This is a genomic window from Xanthomonas sp. LMG 12459 (assembly GCF_009192905.1).
Lineage (GTDB): Bacteria > Pseudomonadota > Gammaproteobacteria > Xanthomonadales > Xanthomonadaceae > Xanthomonas_A > Xanthomonas_A sontii.
This window is the reverse complement of sequence record NZ_NSGT01000004.1, coordinates 1-17595: the sequence shown is the minus strand read 5'-3', so window position 1 is coordinate 17595 and position 17595 is coordinate 1. Positions and strand designations below refer to the sequence as shown.

The window sequence follows — 17595 nt, the reverse complement described above, 5'->3', positions numbered from 1 at the left end:
GTTGTAATCGGCGCCTCATCTCAGGCAAAGGAATGCGCGATGCACCGTCGATCCCTCCGTTCGTGGTGGCGCTGGAGCGCCGTGCTGTCGCTGTTGCTGGCATCGACTGCCGTTGCCGCCGACGGGGTCGGCCCCGGCGCGGTGCGCAAGCAGATCGAGAGCAGCATGCTGGTGAGCGGCACCATCGACATCGAGCCCAGCGGCGCGGTGTCGGCGCTGGCGCTGGACCAGCAGGAGCGTCTGCCCGAGGGCGTGGTTGGCTTCGTCCGCAACAGCGTGATGCAGTGGAAGTTCGAGCCGGGCATGCGCGATGGCAAGCCGGTGCCGGCGCGCGCGCCGATGACCCTGCGACTGGTCGCCAAACGCCTGCAAGGCGACGACTATCAGATCGAGATCCGCAGTGCCGACTTTACCCGCTACGATCCGAGCGATCACAGCGTGGTGACCGCGATTCAGATGAAGCCGCCGGCCTATCCGCAAGCGGCCTACAGCGTCGGTGCCGCGGGCTCGGCGTATCTGGTGCTCAAGGTGGGCCGCGATGGCCGCGTGGCCGATGCCGTTGTCGAGCAGGTCAATTTGCGCGTGGTGGCGTCCGAGCAGCAGATGCAGCAACTGCGCGACCTGCTGGGCAAGAGCGCGCTCGGCGCGGCGCGCAAGTGGACCTTCCGCCCTCCGAGCGAAGGCAAGCACGTGGATGCGCCGTACTGGAACGTGCGCGTGCCAGTCGATTACGCGCTGCTCGACCAGCCCCGTCAGGGTGCGCCGTCGGCTTACGGCCGCTGGATGAGCTACGTGCCTGGCCCGCGCCAGCGCGCGCCGTGGAGTGCCGACGAGGATGCTGCCGGCTTCTCGCCGGACCTGCTGCCGGCCGGTGGCGTGTACATGGCCGGCAACGGCGGCCCGCGCCTGCTGACGCCGCTGCAGGGCGGTTGATCGGCGACGGTGTTCGCCCGGTCTTACAGGCCGGGCTGCCCCGCGTAGACCACCCGCCGACGTTAGCGCGCCGCGCGGCGGTCGTCGTCGCGGCGTCGCGTCGAGACGACCAGCACCGCCAGCAACAGTCCGGCCAGCAGCAGCGACGCACCGACCGTACCCAGGTCCAGGCCACCCTTGCCGGCCGGCTTGCTGAGCAGATCGCCGAGAGTCGCGCCGAACGGGCGGGTCAGCACGAACGCCGCCCAGAACAGCGCCGTGCGCGAGACCCGGGTGAACGCGTAGGCCAGGGCGATTGCCGCCAGCAGCGCCGCGATCAGCAGCGCGCCGCCGGCGAAACCCAGCCCCGAACTGTCGGCCAGGTAATCGCCCAGCGCGGTGCCCAGGGTGTTGGAGACCAGGATCGCCAGCCAGTAGAAGACCTCGGCGCGGACGCTGCCGATCCGCGCGACCGACAGGCTGCGTTCGCACAGCCACCACGTCGCCAGTACCGTGACCAGCAGGCTCACCAGCAGCAGCGCGCCCTGTGCGTAGCCCAGGCCCAGGCTGCGGTCCATGTAGTCCGACAGCGTGGTGCCGGCGGTGCTGGTGGTCAGGATCACCCACCAGTAGCGCCACGGCTGGAATTGGCGCGCGCGCAGCTGCGCCCACAGCGAGACCAGAAAGACCGCCAGCAGCAGCGCGCTGCTCAGCGCATAGCCGACATCCAGGGTCATCGACAGCAGATCGCCGCCGGTCTCGCCCAGGGTGGTCGCGCAGATCTTCATCACCCAGAAACCGAGGGTGACCGGGGCGACCTTGCTGACGGCGGCGTTGGCGGTGACGGGCATGGCGGCGGGCACGGCGGGGCGAATGCCGCACATCTCACCCGCGTCTAAGTCGAAAGACCGTCGGAACCTGTATCGGCCCGTCACCGGGCATGGCCTATGGCCACAAACGCGAACGCCCCGCCGAAGCGGGGCGTTGCGGTCGAGCCGGCGCTGGACTCAGCGCTTCATCGAACCGAAGAACTCGTCGTTGGACTTGGTGTTCTTCATCTTGTCCAGCAGGAATTCCATCGCCGCGATCTCGTCCATCGGATGCAGCAGCTTGCGCAGGATCCAGATCTTCTGCAGCAGTTCCGGCTCGATCAGCAGGTCCTCGCGGCGGGTGCCGGAGCGGTTGATGTCGATGGCCGGGTACACGCGCTTCTCGGCGATACGGCGGTTCAGGTGCACTTCGCTGTTGCCGGTGCCCTTGAACTCTTCGTAGATCACCTCGTCCATCTTGCTGCCGGTCTCCACCAGCGCGGTGGCGATGATGGTCAGCGAGCCGCCTTCCTCGACGTTGCGCGCCGCGCCGAAGAAGCGCTTCGGGCGGTGCAGGGCGTTGGCGTCGACGCCGCCGCTGAGCACCTTGCCGGAGGACGGCACCACGTTGTTGTAGGCGCGGGCCAGGCGGGTGATCGAGTCGAGCAGGATCACCACGTCCTTCTTGTGTTCGACCAGGCGCTTGGCGCGCTCGATCACCATTTCGGCGACCTGCACGTGGCGCGCGGCCGGCTCGTCGAAGGTCGAGGAAATGACCTCGCCGCGCACGGTGCGCTGCATTTCGGTCACTTCTTCCGGGCGCTCGTCGATCAGCAGCACGATCAGGTGCACGTCCGGATGGTTGGTGGTGATCGCCGTGGCCACCTGCTGCATCAGCATGGTCTTGCCGGCCTTCGGCGGGGACACGATCAGCGCGCGCTGACCCTTGCCCTGCGGCGCCATCAGGTCGAGGATGCGGCCGGAGATGTCTTCCGAGGAACCGTTGCCGCGCTCCAGGGTGAAGCGCTTGCGCGGGAACAGCGCGGTCAGGTTCTCGAACAGGACCTTGTTCTTGCTCGCTTCCAGCGGTTCGCCGTTGATGGTGTCGACGATCGACAGCGCGAAGTAGCGCTCGCCGTCCTTCGGGAAGCGGATGCGGCCGGACAGGTGGTCGCCGGTGCGCAGGTTGAAGCGGCGGATCTGGCTGGGCGAGATGTAGGTGTCGTCCGGGCCGGCGAGGTAGCTGGCCTCGGCCGCGCGCAGGAAACCGAAGCCGTCCGGCAGGATTTCCAGCACGCCGTCGGCGGCGACGCCTTCGCCGTGGCGGGTCAGCACCTTCAGCAGGGCGAAGATCACGTCCTGCTTGCGCGCGCGGGCCACGCCGTCCTGGATGTTGAGCTGCTCGGCGATGTCCAGCAGCTTCTGCGCCGGCATCTTCTTCAGGTCGCTCAGCGAGTAGATCGGGAAGCCTTCCGGAACGCTGGCGTGCGGGCGCGGCACGAATGGCTCGTTGCCGCCGTTGTCGCTGGGCAGGCCGTTGTCCTGGAAGCGGTCGCCGCCGCGCTGATTGCGGTCGCGGTCGCGGCGATTGCGGAAGCGATCGCGGCGGTTGCCCTGCTGGTTGTTCTGGTTGTTCTGGTTCTGATTGTTGAAGCGGTTGTTGTTGCCGCCGTCGCGCGGCTCACGGCCTTCGCGCGGTTCTCCGCCTTCGGACGCCTGGCCGCCGCCCTGCTGGGCCGGAGCGTCGCCGCCGCCGTGGCTCTGGCCGCCGCTTGAGGCCGGGGCCGGAGCCGACTCCGGGGCCGCGGCGCGCGGCGCCTCGGTCTGGACGGGAGCAGGCGCGGGCGCGGGATTCAGCGGCAGGGTCGGCTGTGCCGGGGCGCCGTGCTCGGCGGCGCCTTCCGCGCCGCTCGCGGCCTTGCTGACGCGCGGCTTGCGCACGCGCTTCTCGGCGGGGGCGTCGGCGCTCCCGGGTTCGGACATGGTGTGATCGGACAAGTGGTGTTCCTCGCTAAGAGTGCGAGCGCCCAGCGTGGGGGCATACGGGGTTGGGAGGAGGTCTGGGAGAGAATCTTCCAGAGGGGGTGCGGTGTGCGAATGCCACCGGATGTATCGACACTATCACCGCCACGCAGGCACGGCAAGCAGGCGTTCGTGGGCGATTCAGCCGCCGGCGATGCTGCGCCGGCCGGGCTGCCGCGGCGCCGCCCCGGTTGCGGAGCGGACGCCGGCAGCGGGCGTCAGGCGGCGCTGCCGCCCAGGGTCTTGTCGATCATCTGGGTCAGCTGGCCCTTGCCGACCGCGCCGATCTGGGTGGCCTGGATCTGGCCGTTCTTGAACAGCAGCAGCATCGGGATCGAGCGCACGTGGTACTTGATCGCGGTGGCGCGGTTCTCGTCCACGTTGACCTTGGCGACCTTGAGGCGGCCGTCGTAGGCGTCGGCGAGGTCGTCCAGCACCGGCGCGATCATCTTGCACGGGCCGCACCACTCGGCCCAGAAGTCCACCAGGACCGGCTCGTCGGACTGCAGCACCGTGGCATCGAAATCGGCGTCGCCGACGTAAAGGACCTTGTCGCTCACTTTGGGGGTTCTCCTGGGCCAATGCGACTGGCCGGACCGGGTGGCCGCCGCATTGCGGTAAACTGGGGCATTGCGCGGCGATCTCAAGGGATTCCCCCTGTCGCGCGACCCGGCATGGAAGACGCCAGTGTGCGACGCTGCCGGGACCGATGCAAGCCGCGACCTTACGCTTCGGGCGGGGTGGCCTCACGAAGATGGAATGATGAGCGACAAACCGCTGACCGATGTGACTTTTTCCGCGTTCGACCTGCAGCCCGCGCTGCTCGCAGGCCTCGAAAGCGCCGGCTTCACCCGCTGCACCCCGATCCAGGCGCTGACCCTGCCGGTGGCCCTTCCCGGCCGCGACGTGGCCGGCCAGGCCCAGACCGGCACCGGCAAGACCCTGGCGTTCCTGGTGGCGGTGATGAACCGCCTGCTCAGCCGCCCGGCGCTGGCCGACCGCAAGCCGGAGGATCCGCGCGCGCTGATCCTGGCCCCGACCCGTGAGCTGGCGATCCAGATCCACAAGGACGCGGTCAAGTTCGGCTCCGAACTGGGCCTGCGCTTCGCCCTGGTCTACGGCGGCGTGGACTACGACAAGCAGCGCGAACTGCTGCAGCAGGGCGTGGACGTGATCATCGCCACCCCCGGCCGCCTGATCGACTACGTCAAGCAGCACAAGGTGGTGTCGCTGCACGCCTGCGAGATCTGCGTGCTCGACGAAGCCGACCGCATGTTCGACCTGGGCTTCATCAAGGACATCCGCTTCCTGCTGCGGCGCATGCCCGAGCGCGGCACCCGCCAGACCCTGCTGTTCTCGGCCACCCTCAGCCACCGCGTGCTGGAACTGGCCTACGAGCACATGAACGAGCCGGAAAAGCTCGTCGTCGAGACCGAGAGCATCACCGCCGCGCGCGTGCGCCAGCGCATCTACTTCCCTTCCGACGAGGAGAAGCTGACCCTGCTGCTGGGCCTGCTGTCGCGCAGCGAGGGCGCGCGCACCATGGTGTTCGTCAACACCAAGGCGTTCGTCGAGCGCGTGGCGCGGGCGCTGGAGCGCAACGGCTACCGGGTCGGCGTGCTGTCCGGCGACGTGCCGCAGAAGAAGCGCGAGACCCTGCTCAACCGCTTCCAGAAGGGCCAGCTGGAGATCCTGGTGGCCACCGACGTGGCCGCGCGCGGCCTGCACATCGACGGGGTCAAGTACGTCTACAACTACGACCTGCCGTTCGACGCCGAGGACTACGTGCACCGCATCGGCCGCACCGCGCGGCTGGGCGAGGAGGGCGACGCGATCAGCTTCGCCTGCGAGCGCTACGCGATGAGCCTGCCGGACATCGAGGCCTACATCGAGCAGAAGATCCCGGTCGAGCCGGTCACCGCCGAGCTGCTGGTGGCGCTGCCGCGCACCCCGCGCGCGCCGGTGGAGGGCGAGGCCGCCGAGGCCGAGGGTGACGAGAGCATCGGCGAGATCTTCCGCGAGGCCCGCGCCCAGCGCGAGGCCGACGAGCAGCGTCGCGGCGGCGGTCGCGGCAAGCCCGGCGGCGGTCGCAGCGGCCCGGGCGGCCGTGGCGAGTCGCGCAGCGCCGACGGCAAGCCGCGGCGTCCGCGCACGCCGCGTCCGGCCGATGCCACCGCCGCGGCGGCCGACGGCACTGCGCCGGCTGCCGCCGCGCCAGCGTCTGCCCCCAAGCCGCCGCGTGCCGCGCCGGCCGAGGGCGCAGCGCCCGCGGTCGAGGGCGAGCGTGCGCCGCGCAAGCGCCGTCGCCGTCGCGGCGGGCGTCCGCTGGAAGGTGCCGAGGGCGCACCGGCCGGCAACGGCAGCGCCGCCCCGGCGACCGCGGCCCCGGCCAAGCCGGTGCAGGTCGTGGCCACCCCGGTCAAGGCTGCGCGCCAGGCCGAGCGTGGTGCGGCGGCGAAGAACGATTCGTTCCTGACCCGCCTGGGCCGCAAGCTGCGCTCGCTGGTGTCCAGCTCCTGAGCCGGACCGGCCGTCCGCCGCGTGCGACGCGCGCGGTGGACGAACACCCCAGCCGCTCCGGCATAATCGCCGGATGAGCGTTCTGCGGTTCGACAATGTCAGCAAACAGTACGCCGGCGGCCACGCGGCGCTGGTGGACGTCAGCTTCGAGGTCGAGGAGGGCGAGATGCTGTTCGTCACCGGCCATTCCGGTGCCGGCAAGAGCACCCTGCTCAAGCTGATCCACCTGAGCGAGCGGCCCTCGCGCGGCGCGGTGCTGTTCGGCGAGCGCAACCTGCTGAAGGTACGCGGCCGCCGCGTGCCGCTGCACCGGCGCGAGGTCGGCGCGGTCTACCAGGACCACCGTCTGCTCACCGACCGCAGCATCGCCGAAAACGTCGCGCTGCCGCTGATCCTGCGCGGCACCCGCCGCGCCGAGATCGGCAAGCGCGTGCGCTCGGTGCTCGAGCGCATGGGCCTGGGCCATCGCGAGAAGGCGCTGCCTTCGCAGCTGTCGGCCGGCGAGCAGCAGCGCGTCGGCATCGCCCGGGCGATGGTCGGCGAGCCGCGGCTGCTGGTCGCCGACGAACCCACCGGCAACCTCGACCCGACCCTGGCCGCGGAGATCATGCAGCTGTTCGCCGAACTGCCGGCGCGCGGCACCAGCGTGCTGGTGGTCAGCCACGACCTGGCGCTGCTCAAGCAGATGCGCAAGCGCGTGCTGATCCTGGACCACGGCCGCCTGATCGACGACATCTCGCCGCAGGACCTGGCCGAATGAGCGCGCGCAACGCCGGCGCCGCGGCGCCCTCGCGGCTGGGCGTGTGGTGGGACCACCACCTGCACAGCATCGTCTACAGCCTCGGCCGCGCCATGCGCAAGCCGTGGGCCACGCTGCTGACCATGGCGGTGATGGCGCTGGCGCTGACCCTGCCGCTGGGCCTGTCGATCGCCCTGGACAACCTCAAGCAGTTCGCCGGCAGCGTGCAGCAGTCGCGCGACATCAACGTGTTCCTGAAGACCGACGTCGACGCCGCCGCGGCGCAGGCGCTGGCGCAGACCCTGCGCGGCCGTGGCGACGTGGCCGCGGTGACGCTGCGCACGCCGGCCGAGGGCATGGCCGAGCTGCGCGACAGCGCCGGCCTCGGCGAAGCGCTGGATGCGCTGCAGGACAACCCGCTGCCGACGCTGCTGATCGTCACCCCGGCCGCGGCCGACGACACCCCGCTGGCGACGGCGCTGACCGCGCTGCCGCAGGCCGATCTGGTCCAGCACGACGCGCTGTGGCGCAAGCGCCTGGACGGCTGGCTGCATTTCGGCGAACGCCTGGTGCAGGTGCTGTCGCTGCTGCTCGGCGCCGGCGCCGTATTGGTGGTCGGCAACACGGTGCGCCTGGACATCCAGTCGCGACGCGAGGAGATCGGCGTGCTGCAGCTGCTCGGCGCCAGCGACGGTTTCATCCGCCGCCCGTTCCTGTACCTGGGCGCCTGGTACGGTTTCGGCGCCGGGGTGCTGGCGCTGGGCCTGCTCGCCGCCTCCGGCATGGCCCTGGGCCAGCCGCTGGCGGCGCTGGCCGACAGTTACGGCAGCCACTTCGTGCTGCACGGGCTGGACGCGCTGCACGCCGGCTTCGTGCTGCTCGGCACTCTGCTGCTGGGCTGGCTCGGCGCCTGGCTGGTGACCGGCCACTTCCTGCGCCAGACGCGGCCCACCGACACCTGAGGCGCACATGGCCGGGCACGAGCTCAAGCATCTGATCAGCGCCGCCCCCCGGGTGATGGTGGTCGATGGCTCGAAGCTGGTGCGCAAGCTGATCGCCGACGTGCTGCATCGCGAACTGCCCGACGTGACCGTGGTCGGCTGCGCCAGCATCGCCGAGGCGCGCGCCGCGCTGGAGGCCGGCCCGGTCGACCTGGTCACCACCTCGCTGGGGCTGCCCGACGGCGACGGCCTGACCCTGGCCCGCAGCGTGCGCGAGGCCGCCGGCCAGGCCTACGTGCCGGTGATCGTGGTCTCCGGCGACGCCCAGCAGCACCTGGTCGAGCGCCGCTTCACCGAGTACGTCACCGACTACTTCGACAAGGCGCTCGGCCACGAGGCGCTGGCCACCTTCATCCGCGGCTACGTGCAGCCGCAGCCGGTGGCCGGCGCCACCGTGCTCTACGTCGAGGACAGCCGGGTGGTGGCCGAAGCCACCAAGCGCATGCTCGAGCGCCAGCAGCTGCACGTGGTGCACGTGCTCAGCGCCGAGGACGCGTTCGCCCTGCTGACCGCCGAGTCGCTGGGCCGCACCACCCGCCGCATCGACCTGGTGCTGACCGACGTCACCTTGAAAGGCGAGCTCAACGGCCGCGACGTGGTCCAGCGCATCCGCGTCGACTTCGCCTACGGCAAGCGACGCATGCCGGTGCTGGTGATGACCGGCGACAGCAACCCGCACACCCAGTCCGAGCTGCTGCGCGCCGGCGCCAATGACCTGGTGCAGAAACCGATCGAAGAGCGCCTGCTGGTCACCAAGGTGCTGTTCCAGTTGCGCCTGGCGCGGCTCGACGAGATCGCGGTGACCTTCTGACCGATGTGATGTCCCGAGCCTGGAAGCGATGAGCAACAACGAAGACGAAAGCCGGATCCAGCTGGAGCCGTCATGGAAGGCTCAGGTCGGCGACTGGCTGCTGCGTCCGGAGATGCGCGAACTGGCCACCTTCCTGCGCCAGCGCAAGGCCGCCGGCGCGCGGGTGTTCCCGCCGGGGCGGCAGATCTTCGCCGCCTTCGACGCTACCCCGTTCGAAAAGGTGGAGGTGGTGATCCTCGGCCAGGACCCGTACCACGGCTACGGCCAGGCGCACGGGCTGTGCTTCTCGGTGCTGCCGGGGGTGCCGGTGCCGCCGTCGCTGCTGAACATCTACAAGGAGATCGAGGAGGACGACCTGGGCATCCGCCGGCCGGACCACGGCTGCCTGCTGCCGTGGGCGCAGCGCGGCGTGCTGCTGCTCAACGCGGTGCTGACGGTGGAGGAGGGCCGCGCCGGCGCCCATCAGGGCAAGGGCTGGGAGGGCTTCACCGACCACGTCGTGGAGACCCTCAACCGGGAGCGCGAGGGTCTGGTGTTCCTGCTCTGGGGCAGCTATGCCCAGGCCAAGGGCAAGGTCATCGATACCCGCCGCCACCGCGTGCTGAAGGCGCCGCACCCCTCGCCGCTGTCGGCGCACCGCGGCTTCCTCGGCTGCAAGCATTTCTCCGCTGCCAACGAGTACTTGAAGCGCCGGGGTGCCGCCCCCATCGACTGGAGTCTGCCGCCGCGCGCGGAGCTGGAAGCGGCGCTGGGCGGCGCCTGAACCGTGGTTGGACAGGGCGACGCTGTCGCCTGACGTGGACGCCATTTTCGCGAACCGGCTGCTACTTTTGCGGTCAGAGAACGGGATGACGATGCGTCCCGATTGTTTCAGTGGCTTGTGCTGCAGTGTCATTCCTGATTCATATGTTGCATAAACAGAACACAGGAACTTTTTACTGTACCCAGCAGTCCAATTAGTAGACTGCTAAGATGAGCCCTATGAGCCAGACGCTTACTTCCAACGCATTGGTTGCCAACAACCTCCCGATTCCCAGTCCGCTCGGTTCGCTGGATGCCTATATCGGCGCCGTGCATCAGATCCCGGTGCTGACGTCCGACGAGGAACGTGCACTGGCGGTGCGGTATCGCGACCAGGAAGACCTGGACGCGGCCCGTGAACTGGTCCATTCCCACCTGCGCTTCGTGGTGCACGTGGCTCGCGGCTACAACGGCTACGGCCTGCCGCTGGGCGACCTGGTCCAGGAAGGCAACATCGGCCTGATGAAGGCGGTCAAGCGTTTCGACCCGGACATGGGCGTGCGCCTGGTCAGCTTCGCGGTGCACTGGATCCGTGCCGAAATGCACGAGTACATCCTGAAGAACTGGCGCATCGTCAAGGTCGCCACGACCAAGGCGCAGCGCAAGCTGTTCTTCAACCTGCGCAAGTCCAAGACCCGCCTGGGCTGGATGAACGCGGCCGAGGTCACCGCCGTGGCCAAGGACCTCAACGTGTCCGAGCGCGAGGTGCTGGAGATGGAGTCGCGCCTGTCCGGTCGCGACATCGGTTTCGATGCGCCGTCCGACGAGGACGACGACCACGCGCCGCCGTCGCCGGCCGCGTATCTGATGGCCAACGAGGAAGATCCCTCGCAGGCCTACGAACGCGCCGACAGCGAGGACAACCAGCTGCAGTTGCTGCGCGAAGGCCTGGCGGAACTGGATGCGCGTTCGCGCGACATCATCAAGCGCCGCTGGCTGGATGCCGACAGCAAGATCACCCTGCAGGAACTGGCCGACGAGTACGGCGTGTCGGCCGAGCGCATCCGCCAGATCGAGGCGAACGCGCTGAAGAAAATGAAGGCGCTGTTCGTCGCCTGAGTCGCCTGCGGCGATCGATTGCAACGTGCGAAAAGGCCCGGCATTGCCGGGCCTTTTTTCTTGTCCTGGGCTGCCCGCGGATTGGCGACTGCCGGCTGCGGAAGTCCGTCCGCACGCCGCTGGATCACGACTCCGGCGGACGCGCCACCGGCAGGTGCCAGCCGTAGCGGATCGCCATGAAGCGCAGGCCGAAGCACAGCACCGCACCCACCCCCAGGCCCCAGGGCTGCGGCAGGTGCAGCACCTGCGCCGCGGCCACCACGCCGCCGCCGAGCAGCGCCGCCACCGCGTACAGCTCGGCCTGCAGTACCACCGGCGTGCGCGCCACCAGCAGGTCGCGGACGATGCCGCCGCCGATGCCGCTGAGCATGCCCAGCAGCGGCGCGCTGAGCGGGCCCAGGCCGAACGCCAGCGCCTTGCTGGTGCCGTAGACCGCGAACAGCGCCAGGCCCATCGCGTCGAAGATCTGCACCGGATTGCGCAGGCGCTCGACCGTGTGGTGGCTGTAGAAAGCCAGCAGCCCGGCCAGGCAGGCGACGCCGAGATAGCGCACGTCGGCCAGCGCCGCCGGCGGGGTGGCGCCGATCAGCACGTCGCGGGCGATGCCGCCGGAGACCGCGGCCGCGCACGACAGCACCAGCACCCCGAACAGGTCCAGGCGGTGGCGCACGCCGACGGTGGCGCCGCTGATCGCGAACACGAAGGTGCCCAGCAGGTCGAGCAGGAACAGGAAGGTGGCCAAAACGGCACTGCGCTGCAGCAAAAAGGCCGGCTAGGATCGCAGCCCGGCCTTGCAGTGTCACCTGTCCACGGGCGGTGAGGGCTGCGCCTGCGTGTCCTCCGCCGCGGGCGGGTCGCCGAGGATGATGCGCGCGGCGCGCTGGTAGCTCCAGTACGCCCAGGCCCAGTTGAGCAGCACCACCACGCGGTTGCGGAAGCCGATCAGGAAGAACACGTGCGCGGCCAGCCAGAACCACCAGGCCAGCACCCCGGAGAGCTGCAGCCGGCCCAGGTGCACGATCGCGGCCATGCGCCCGATGGTGGCCAGGTTGCCGTAGTCGGCATAGCGGAACGGCACGCTGGCGGTGTCGCCGCGCAGCCGCCGGCGCAGGGTGTCGGCGACGTGCCGGCCCATCTGCTTGGCGGCCGGTGCCACCCCGGGAACCGGGCGGCCGTCGGCCTGCTGCAGCGCGGCCAGGTCGCCGGCCACGAACAGTTCCGGATGGCCGGGCACGCTCAGGTCCGGCTGCACCTGCACGCGGCCGCTGCGGTCCAGCGGCGTCTGCAGGGTCTTCGCCAGCGGCGAGGCGGCCACGCCGGCGGCCCAGACCACGGTGCGCGCCGGCACGAAGGCGTCGCCAAGGCGATAACCATGGGCGTCGATGTCGGCGACCGGCACCCCGGTCAGTACTTCCACGCCGAGCTTTTCCAACTGCTGCTGCGCCTTGGCCGAGAGATGTTCGGGGAAGGAGGACAGCACTCGCGGGCCGGCCTCGATCAGCCGCACTCGCGCCTCGGCCGGGTCGATGTGGCGGAACTCATGCTTGAGCGTGTGCCGGGCGATCTCGGCCAGGGTGCCGGCCAGTTCGACGCCGGTGGGGCCGCCGCCGACGATGGCGAAGCTGAGCCAGGCCGCGCGCGCGGCGGGGTCGGTTTCCGCCTCGGCACGCTCGAACGCCAGCAGCAGGTGCCGGCGCAACTGCAGGGCATCGTTCAGGGTCTTCAGGCCCGGCGCGTGCGCGGCCCAGTCGTCGTGGCCGAAATAGGCGTGGGTGGCGCCGGTGGCGACCAGCAGGTAGTCGTAGGCCAGCGCCTGGCCATCGGCCAGGCGCACTTGCCGCGCCTGCTTGTCGATGTCGACAACTTCCCCAAGGCGCACCTCGACGTTGTCCTGGTGGCGCAGGATCTGCCGCAGCGGCGCGGCGATGTCCGGCGCCGACAAGCCGGCGGTGGCGACCTGGTACAGCAGCGGCTGGAACAGGTGATGGTTGCGGCGGTCGATCAGGGTGATGCGCAGCGGCGTCCTGGCCAGGGCGCGGGTGGCCCACAAGCCGGCGAAGCCACCGCCGACCACGATCAGGTGCGGCACGGGTGTGTCGTTCATGCAGGACTCCAGGAGCGGGAGAAAGAGGAGAGCGTCCGGTATCGGCGCGGCGGTCGCCTCGCAGTCGCGCGCGCACCGATCCGCCGGAACGCGCGCTGCCGAAAAGGCGCTGCGCGCTCGTCGAGGGCCGGACCTGCATGTCCGTATAGTAGCGCGATGCCAAGCGCGGTCAGCGACAGGGAGGACGCACGCTCATGCCAGCGACAGTGAAGGCGCGCGCATCGGCGCCGCCGCCGGCGCCGCTGCCGTCGCGCTGGCGCAGCCTGCTGTTCTGGGCCAAGACGCGGACGCTGCAACTGCGCCGCGCGCTGCACGATCTGCGCGGCGGACCGCGTCGGCATCGGCGCGACGCCGGCCTGGCGATCGCCGACGGCACCTGTGCCGAATCCGTCACCGCGCTGTGGCCCGACCGCGAGGAGACCGCGCCGCAGCTGGTGGCCGGCAAGATCCACAACCTGCGCCTGGCCGCGCGTGCGCTGCACGGCGTGGAGGTGCCAGCCGGGGCGACCTTCGGTTTCTGGCGCCAGCTCGGCCGCGCCACCGGCCGTCGCGGCTTCGTCGCCGGCCGCGAACTGCGCGAGGGCTGCCTGGTGCCGTCGATCGGCGGTGGCCTGTGCCAGGTGTCCAATGCGATCTACGACGCGGCGCTGCGGCAGGGCCTGGAGATCGTCGAGCGGCACCGCCACACCCAGGTGATTGCCGGCTCCCTGGCCGAGCGCGACCGCGACGCGGTGGTGTTCTGGAACTACGTGGACCTGCGCCTGCGCGCCGCCGCGCCGCCGCGCCGTGGCGGCTGGAGGTGTGGCTGGACGGCGAAGCGCTGCACGTGCGCATCCGTGGCGGTGCCGTGGCGCCGGCGGCGTTGCCGTTGCCGCCGCTGCAGCGACCCACCGCGCCGGCCGGTGTCGACGCCGCCAACGACTGCACCCGCTGCGGCCGCAGCGCCTGCCATCGCCATGTGCCAGCGGTGCCCGATGGGCTGCACCGCACCTGGCTGGTCGACGAGGACTGGCCGGAGTTCGCCACGGACCGCCGACGCCGGCAGCAACCCGGCGACCGCGTGCTGGCGCTGCCGCGGACCAGCGTCGCGGCCTTGCGCGCGGCGCTGCTGCGGCGTTGGTGGTTGTGGCGCGGCATGCCGTTGCCGCAGGCGCGCCAGCGCGCGCAGCGCATCCGCCTGCAGGCGCTGCGGCGGCGCCTGGGCGCGCGCGATGTCGACCTGGTGGTGCCGCAGAGCCTGTTGCCGGAGCTATGGCTGGCCGGCGAGTTGCAGGGCCGGCGCTGGGACGTGTACATGACCGCCTTGCCGATGCATCTGCTGCAGGCGCGCCTGGACGTGGCCGCGCAGCGGCATCCGCACAGTCCCACCCTGCGCGATTTCCGCGCCGATCCGGCGCTGGTCGCCGCCGAGCGTGCGGCACTGGCGCAGGCGCGGCGCTGGATCACCCCGCACCGCGAACTGCTGGCGCTGGCCGGCAGCCGTGGCCTCGCGCTGGAATGGCAACGGCCGGCGCTCCCGGCAGCCGCGGCGGAGCATGCGGCCATCACGGCGGACGCCGTACCGCGGGTACTGCTGGCGGCCTCGGCGCTGGCGCGCAAGGGCGCCTACGAACTGCGTGAGGCGGTGCGTGATTTGCCGCTGGTGTTGCTGCTGCCGCCCGGTGCGCAGGAGACGCCGGACTTCTGGAGCGGCATCGCGGTGCAGCGGGTCGCGTCGATGGCCGAAGGCGTGCACGCTGCTTGCCTGGTGCTGCTGCCGGCGTGGATCGAGCAACAGCCGCGCGGCCTGTTGCTGGCCATGGCGCTGGGCAAACCGGTGATCGCCACCGCCGCCTGCGGCCTGTCCGCGGACGCTGGCGCGTGGCGCTGCGTGGAGGCCGGCGACAGTGCTGCGCTGCGCGCGCAGGTGATCGACGCCTTGGGTCTGGCGGGCTGAGCAACGCACGAGGTGTCACGGCCGCTGGCGCGTTGCCCGCCTGCCTCGCTACGCGTCAAGCGGATGCGCTGTTCCTCTAGAGCGGCTCCGGGGGGAATACGGGTGGTGTCGCGATACGCGCCATTGCCTCATGCCTCGTAACAGCGGCTTCAACCGCGACGAAGCACTCCCGGTAACGCCTCATCGCGGCTGAAGCCGTTTCTACGGCATTGGACAGCGCGTCGGTTCTGCCGAGCTGCCACCACTCGCCGTGTCAGTACAGATCCTGCGGATCCACATCCAGCGACCAGCGCACCCGCCGTGCCTGCGGCAGCGCGTGGATCGCCGGCACCGCCGCGTCCAGCAACGCGTGCAGCGCGCGCCGCGTGTTGGCCGACAGCAGCAACTGGGTGCGCTGGAAACCCGCGCGGCGTGGCATCGGCGCCGGCATCGGGCCGAAGCGCTGCACCTCGTCCTGCACCGGCAGCAGTGCGCGTACCGCGGCGAGGAAGGTGTTGGCGTGCTCGACCTGCTTGGCCTCGGCGCGCAGCAGCGCCAGGTGCGCGAACGGCGGGAAGCCGGCGGCCTCGCGTTGCTCCAGTTCCGCGGCGGCGAAGGCGTGGTAGCCGCCGTGCACCAGGGTCTGCAGCAGCGGATGCGCGGGGTGGTGGGTCTGCAGCCAGACCTCGCCCGGGCGCGCGGCGCGGCCGGCGCGCCCGGCGACCTGGATCAGCTGCTGCGCAAGCTTCTCGCTGGCGCGGAAATCGGCCGAGAACAGGCCTTCGTCGATGCCCACCACCACCACCCGGCTCAATTGCGGCAGGTCGTGGCCCTTGGCCAGGATCTGGGTGCCGACCAGGATGCCGGGCGCAGTGCCGAGCGTGGCCAACTGCGTCTCCAGCGCATCGCGGCGCTGGGTGGTGCTGCGGTCGATGCGCAGCACTGGCACGTCCGGGAATGCCTGCACCAGGCGCTCCTCCAGGCGTTCGGTGCCGATGCCCTGCGGCTGCAGGGCCAGGCTGCCGCAGTCCGGGCAGGCCAGCGGCGCCGGCTGGCGCGCGCCGCAGTGGTGGCATTGCAGGCGCCGGCCGCCGGCGTGCACGGTCATCGGCGTGGCGTGCAGCGGGGTGCTGCAGCGCTGGCACGGCGCGGTCCAGCCGCAGTCGTGGCACAGCAGTACCGGCGCATAGCCGCGGCGGTTCTTGAACACCAGCACCTGGCCGCCGTCGGCCAATGCCGTGCCGATCCCGGCCAGCACCTCGGGCGACAGCCCGTCCTGCAGCGGGCGCTTGCGCACGTCGAGCACGCGCACGGTCGGCGGCTTGGCGTCGCCGGCGCGGCGGGTCAGGCGCAGGTGTGCGTAGCGGCCGCTGGCGGCGTTGTGCAGGCTCTCCAGCGACGGCGTCGCGCTGCCCAGCAGCACCGGCACGTCCAGCGCCTTGCCGCGGACCAGGGCGAAATCGCGGGCGTGGTAGCGGATGCCGTCCTGCTGCTTGTAGCTGCCGTCGTGTTCCTCGTCGACCACGATCAATCCTGCCTGCGGCAGCGGCACGAACACCGCCGAGCGGGTGCCGACCACCACCCGCGCCTCGCCGCGCCAGGCGGCGGCCCAGACCCGCGCGCGTTCGTTGTCGTTGAGCCCGGAATGCAGCGCGTGCACCGGCACCCCCAGGCGGGCACGGAAGCGGGCCAGGGTCTGCGGGGTCAGGCCGATCTCCGGCACCAGCACCAGCGCCTGGCGCCCGCGCGCCAGACAGGCGGCGATCGCCTGCAGGTAGACCTCGGTCTTGCCGCTGCCGGTCACACCGTCGAGCAGGAACGGGGCAAACCCGGCGGCGGCGACCACCGCGTCGATGGCGGCCTGCTGTTCGGCATTGGGGATCGGACCGGGTTGTGGCTGCGGCGCCGCAGCGCTGGCCGGCACCGCGATGCGCTCGGCGTGGCCGCGCTTGGCCAGCGCGCGCGCGGCGCTGCGCCAGTCGTCCATCGCCTGGTCCAGCCGGTCCTCGTCCATGGCGCCGTCCGCCAGCAGCGCGGCGAAGCGGTGCGGGCGGGTGCCGGCGCGGGCGCGGTGGCTGGCGCCAGCCTCGGTCAGGCGCCAGGCCCAGGCGTGGGTGTCGGGCAGCGGTTCGCCGCGGCGCAACGGCACCGGCAGGGCGGTCGCCAGCACCTCGCCCAGCGGCGCGTGGCTGTAGCGCGCCAGCCAGCGCAGCGACTCGGCCAGTTCGCCGTGGAGCAGGGGCACCGGGTCCAGCCAGGCCAACGCCGCGCGCAGGCCGTCGGCATCCTCGACCTGGCCGATCGCCGCCACCACCCCGCTCAGTTCGCGGTTGCCGAACGGCACCTGCACGCGGCGGCCGACGTCGCCGTCGGCGACCGTGCCGCCGGGCGGCGGCAGGTAGTCGAACAGCTGCGGCAAGGGGACGGGCAGGGCGACGCGGAGCGTGGCGGCGGGGGAGGGCATCCGCCTAGTCTAGGGCGTGTCACCGATCCCCGAGTACGCCGCGTTGGGTCTGGCAGGCGCGCTGCCGGCGTTGCGTGGCGCAGCGCCTGACTGGCCGTCAGGTCAAGCCGCGCGGCGTCGGCAGCGCGCCTGCCAGACCCAACCCGAAGGGCCGCGGTTGCGCGTGCCCGTGGCCGCGTCATCGCTCGGGCGTGGACGCACGTCCACTTCCTCGCTCTTCCTTGCCACAAGCACGCGCAACCGCGGCGCGGCATGCTCGGGGATCGGTGACACGCCCTAGCCCAGACGGGTGCCGAAGATGCGGTCGCCGGCGTCGCCCAGGCCTGGCAGGATGTAGCCCTTCTCGTTGAGATGGTCGTCGATGGCGGCGGTGTACACCTCCACGTCCGGGTGCGCCGCTTCCAGCGCCTGCAGGCCTTCCGGCGCGGCGACCAGGAA

The 17595-nt window shown here is 71.1% G+C and carries 15 protein-coding genes and 1 pseudogene; 9 read left to right on the top strand and 7 right to left on the bottom strand.

Going from position 1 to position 17595, the window contains the following annotated elements:
- Positions 1-39 precede the first annotated feature (39 nt).
- Positions 40-933, top strand: coding sequence for an energy transducer TonB (locus CEK65_RS00995; protein ID WP_153753178.1), 894 nt, complete (start codon positions 40-42; stop codon positions 931-933).
- A 62-nt stretch (positions 934-995) separates the two neighbouring features.
- On the opposite strand, the gene CEK65_RS00990 is transcribed toward CEK65_RS00995, so the two are convergent.
- From CEK65_RS00990 to trxA, 3 genes are all read right to left on the bottom strand, one after another.
- Entirely contained in the window at positions 996-1796 is an 801-nt protein-coding gene (locus CEK65_RS00990; RefSeq protein WP_152180480.1) for a hypothetical protein, read from the bottom strand.
- 123 nt (positions 1797-1919) lie between these two features.
- Positions 1920-3719, bottom strand: coding sequence for a transcription termination factor Rho (gene rho, locus CEK65_RS00985; RefSeq protein ID WP_152180479.1), 1800 nt, complete (start codon positions 3717-3719; stop codon positions 1920-1922).
- 242 nt (positions 3720-3961) lie between these two features.
- Positions 3962-4303 (bottom strand): thioredoxin TrxA, encoded by a 342-nt coding sequence (gene trxA, locus CEK65_RS00980; RefSeq protein WP_017908556.1) that lies wholly within the window; start codon positions 4301-4303, stop codon positions 3962-3964.
- Positions 4304-4505: 202 nt separating this feature from the next.
- Here trxA and rhlB point away from each other — a divergent pair, with 202 nt between their 5' ends.
- The 6 genes from rhlB (at position 4506) to rpoH (ending at position 10674) form a co-directional block, all read left to right on the top strand.
- Positions 4506-6263: an ATP-dependent RNA helicase RhlB gene (gene rhlB / locus CEK65_RS00975; RefSeq protein ID WP_152180478.1), complete on the top strand. Its 1758-nt coding sequence runs from the start codon at positions 4506-4508 to the stop codon at positions 6261-6263.
- Between the two features lie 73 nt (positions 6264-6336).
- Complete coding sequence (gene ftsE, locus CEK65_RS00970; protein ID WP_017909423.1) at positions 6337-7023, top strand: cell division ATP-binding protein FtsE; 687 nt, start codon at positions 6337-6339, stop codon at positions 7021-7023.
- The gene (gene ftsX / locus CEK65_RS00965; RefSeq protein ID WP_017909424.1) at positions 7020-7964 is read left to right on the top strand and encodes a permease-like cell division protein FtsX; all 945 of its coding nucleotides are present in this window, start codon (positions 7020-7022) and stop codon (positions 7962-7964) included. Before ftsE ends, ftsX begins: the two co-directional genes overlap by 4 nt.
- Positions 7965-7971: 7 nt before the next feature.
- Positions 7972-8814 carry a response regulator gene (locus tag CEK65_RS00960; RefSeq protein ID WP_017909425.1) on the top strand — a complete coding sequence of 281 codons (843 nt, stop codon included), beginning with the start codon at positions 7972-7974 and terminating at the stop codon, positions 8812-8814.
- 28 nt (positions 8815-8842) lie between these two features.
- Positions 8843-9577 (top strand): uracil-DNA glycosylase, encoded by a 735-nt coding sequence (gene ung, locus CEK65_RS00955; RefSeq protein ID WP_152180477.1) that lies wholly within the window; start codon positions 8843-8845, stop codon positions 9575-9577.
- Between the two features lie 218 nt (positions 9578-9795).
- Entirely contained in the window at positions 9796-10674 is an 879-nt protein-coding gene (rpoH, locus tag CEK65_RS00950) for an RNA polymerase sigma factor RpoH (protein ID WP_026143641.1), read from the top strand.
- A gap of 124 nt (positions 10675-10798) precedes the next feature.
- Here the strand turns inward: rpoH and CEK65_RS00945 are convergent, their stop codons facing one another.
- Positions 10799-11416, bottom strand: a complete 618-nt coding sequence (locus CEK65_RS00945) for a trimeric intracellular cation channel family protein (RefSeq protein ID WP_026143642.1) — start codon at positions 11414-11416, stop codon at positions 10799-10801.
- Between the two features lie 57 nt (positions 11417-11473).
- Positions 11474-12778, bottom strand: a complete 1305-nt coding sequence (locus CEK65_RS00940; protein ID WP_152180476.1) for an NAD(P)/FAD-dependent oxidoreductase — start codon at positions 12776-12778, stop codon at positions 11474-11476.
- Between the two features lie 194 nt (positions 12779-12972).
- Between CEK65_RS00940 and CEK65_RS21085 the strand changes: the two are divergent.
- Both CEK65_RS21085 and CEK65_RS00935 read left to right on the top strand, forming a co-directional pair.
- Positions 12973-13488: pseudogene (locus CEK65_RS21085) on the top strand (VanW family protein); the annotation flags it as partial.
- Between the two features lie 89 nt (positions 13489-13577).
- On the top strand, positions 13578-14714 hold the full coding sequence (locus CEK65_RS00935) for a glycosyltransferase family 4 protein (protein ID WP_226980442.1): 1137 nt from the start codon (positions 13578-13580) through the stop codon (positions 14712-14714).
- 253 nt (positions 14715-14967) lie between these two features.
- On the opposite strand, the gene CEK65_RS00930 is transcribed toward CEK65_RS00935, so the two are convergent.
- Positions 14968-17157, bottom strand: coding sequence for a primosomal protein N' (locus tag CEK65_RS00930; RefSeq protein ID WP_152180475.1), 2190 nt, complete (start codon positions 17155-17157; stop codon positions 14968-14970).
- 276 nt (positions 17158-17433) lie between these two features.
- Positions 17434-17595, bottom strand: a 162-nt coding sequence (locus CEK65_RS00925; protein WP_304951733.1) for a uracil phosphoribosyltransferase, incomplete at its 5' end; no start/stop codon positions are given.

What these genes read in the sequence shown, in the direction of transcription:
- CEK65_RS00995 (WP_153753178.1), top strand. Translation starts at nt 40, where the DNA reads ATGCACCGTCGATCCCTCCGTTCGTGGTGGCGCTGGAGCGCCGTGCTG.
- CEK65_RS00990 (WP_152180480.1), bottom strand. Translation starts at nt 1,796, where the DNA reads ATGTGCGGCATTCGCCCCGCCGTGCCCGCCGCCATGCCCGTCACCGCC.
- rhlB (WP_152180478.1), top strand. Translation starts at nt 4,506, where the DNA reads ATGAGCGACAAACCGCTGACCGATGTGACTTTTTCCGCGTTCGACCTG.
- ftsE (WP_017909423.1), top strand. Translation starts at nt 6,337, where the DNA reads ATGAGCGTTCTGCGGTTCGACAATGTCAGCAAACAGTACGCCGGCGGC.
- ftsX (WP_017909424.1), top strand. Translation starts at nt 7,020, where the DNA reads ATGAGCGCGCGCAACGCCGGCGCCGCGGCGCCCTCGCGGCTGGGCGTG.
- CEK65_RS00960 (WP_017909425.1), top strand. Translation starts at nt 7,972, where the DNA reads ATGGCCGGGCACGAGCTCAAGCATCTGATCAGCGCCGCCCCCCGGGTG.
- ung (WP_152180477.1), top strand. Translation starts at nt 8,843, where the DNA reads ATGAGCAACAACGAAGACGAAAGCCGGATCCAGCTGGAGCCGTCATGG.
- rpoH (WP_026143641.1), top strand. Translation starts at nt 9,796, where the DNA reads ATGAGCCAGACGCTTACTTCCAACGCATTGGTTGCCAACAACCTCCCG.
- CEK65_RS00940 (WP_152180476.1), bottom strand. Translation starts at nt 12,778, where the DNA reads ATGAACGACACACCCGTGCCGCACCTGATCGTGGTCGGCGGTGGCTTC.
- CEK65_RS00930 (WP_152180475.1), bottom strand. Translation starts at nt 17,157, where the DNA reads ATGCCCTCCCCCGCCGCCACGCTCCGCGTCGCCCTGCCCGTCCCCTTG.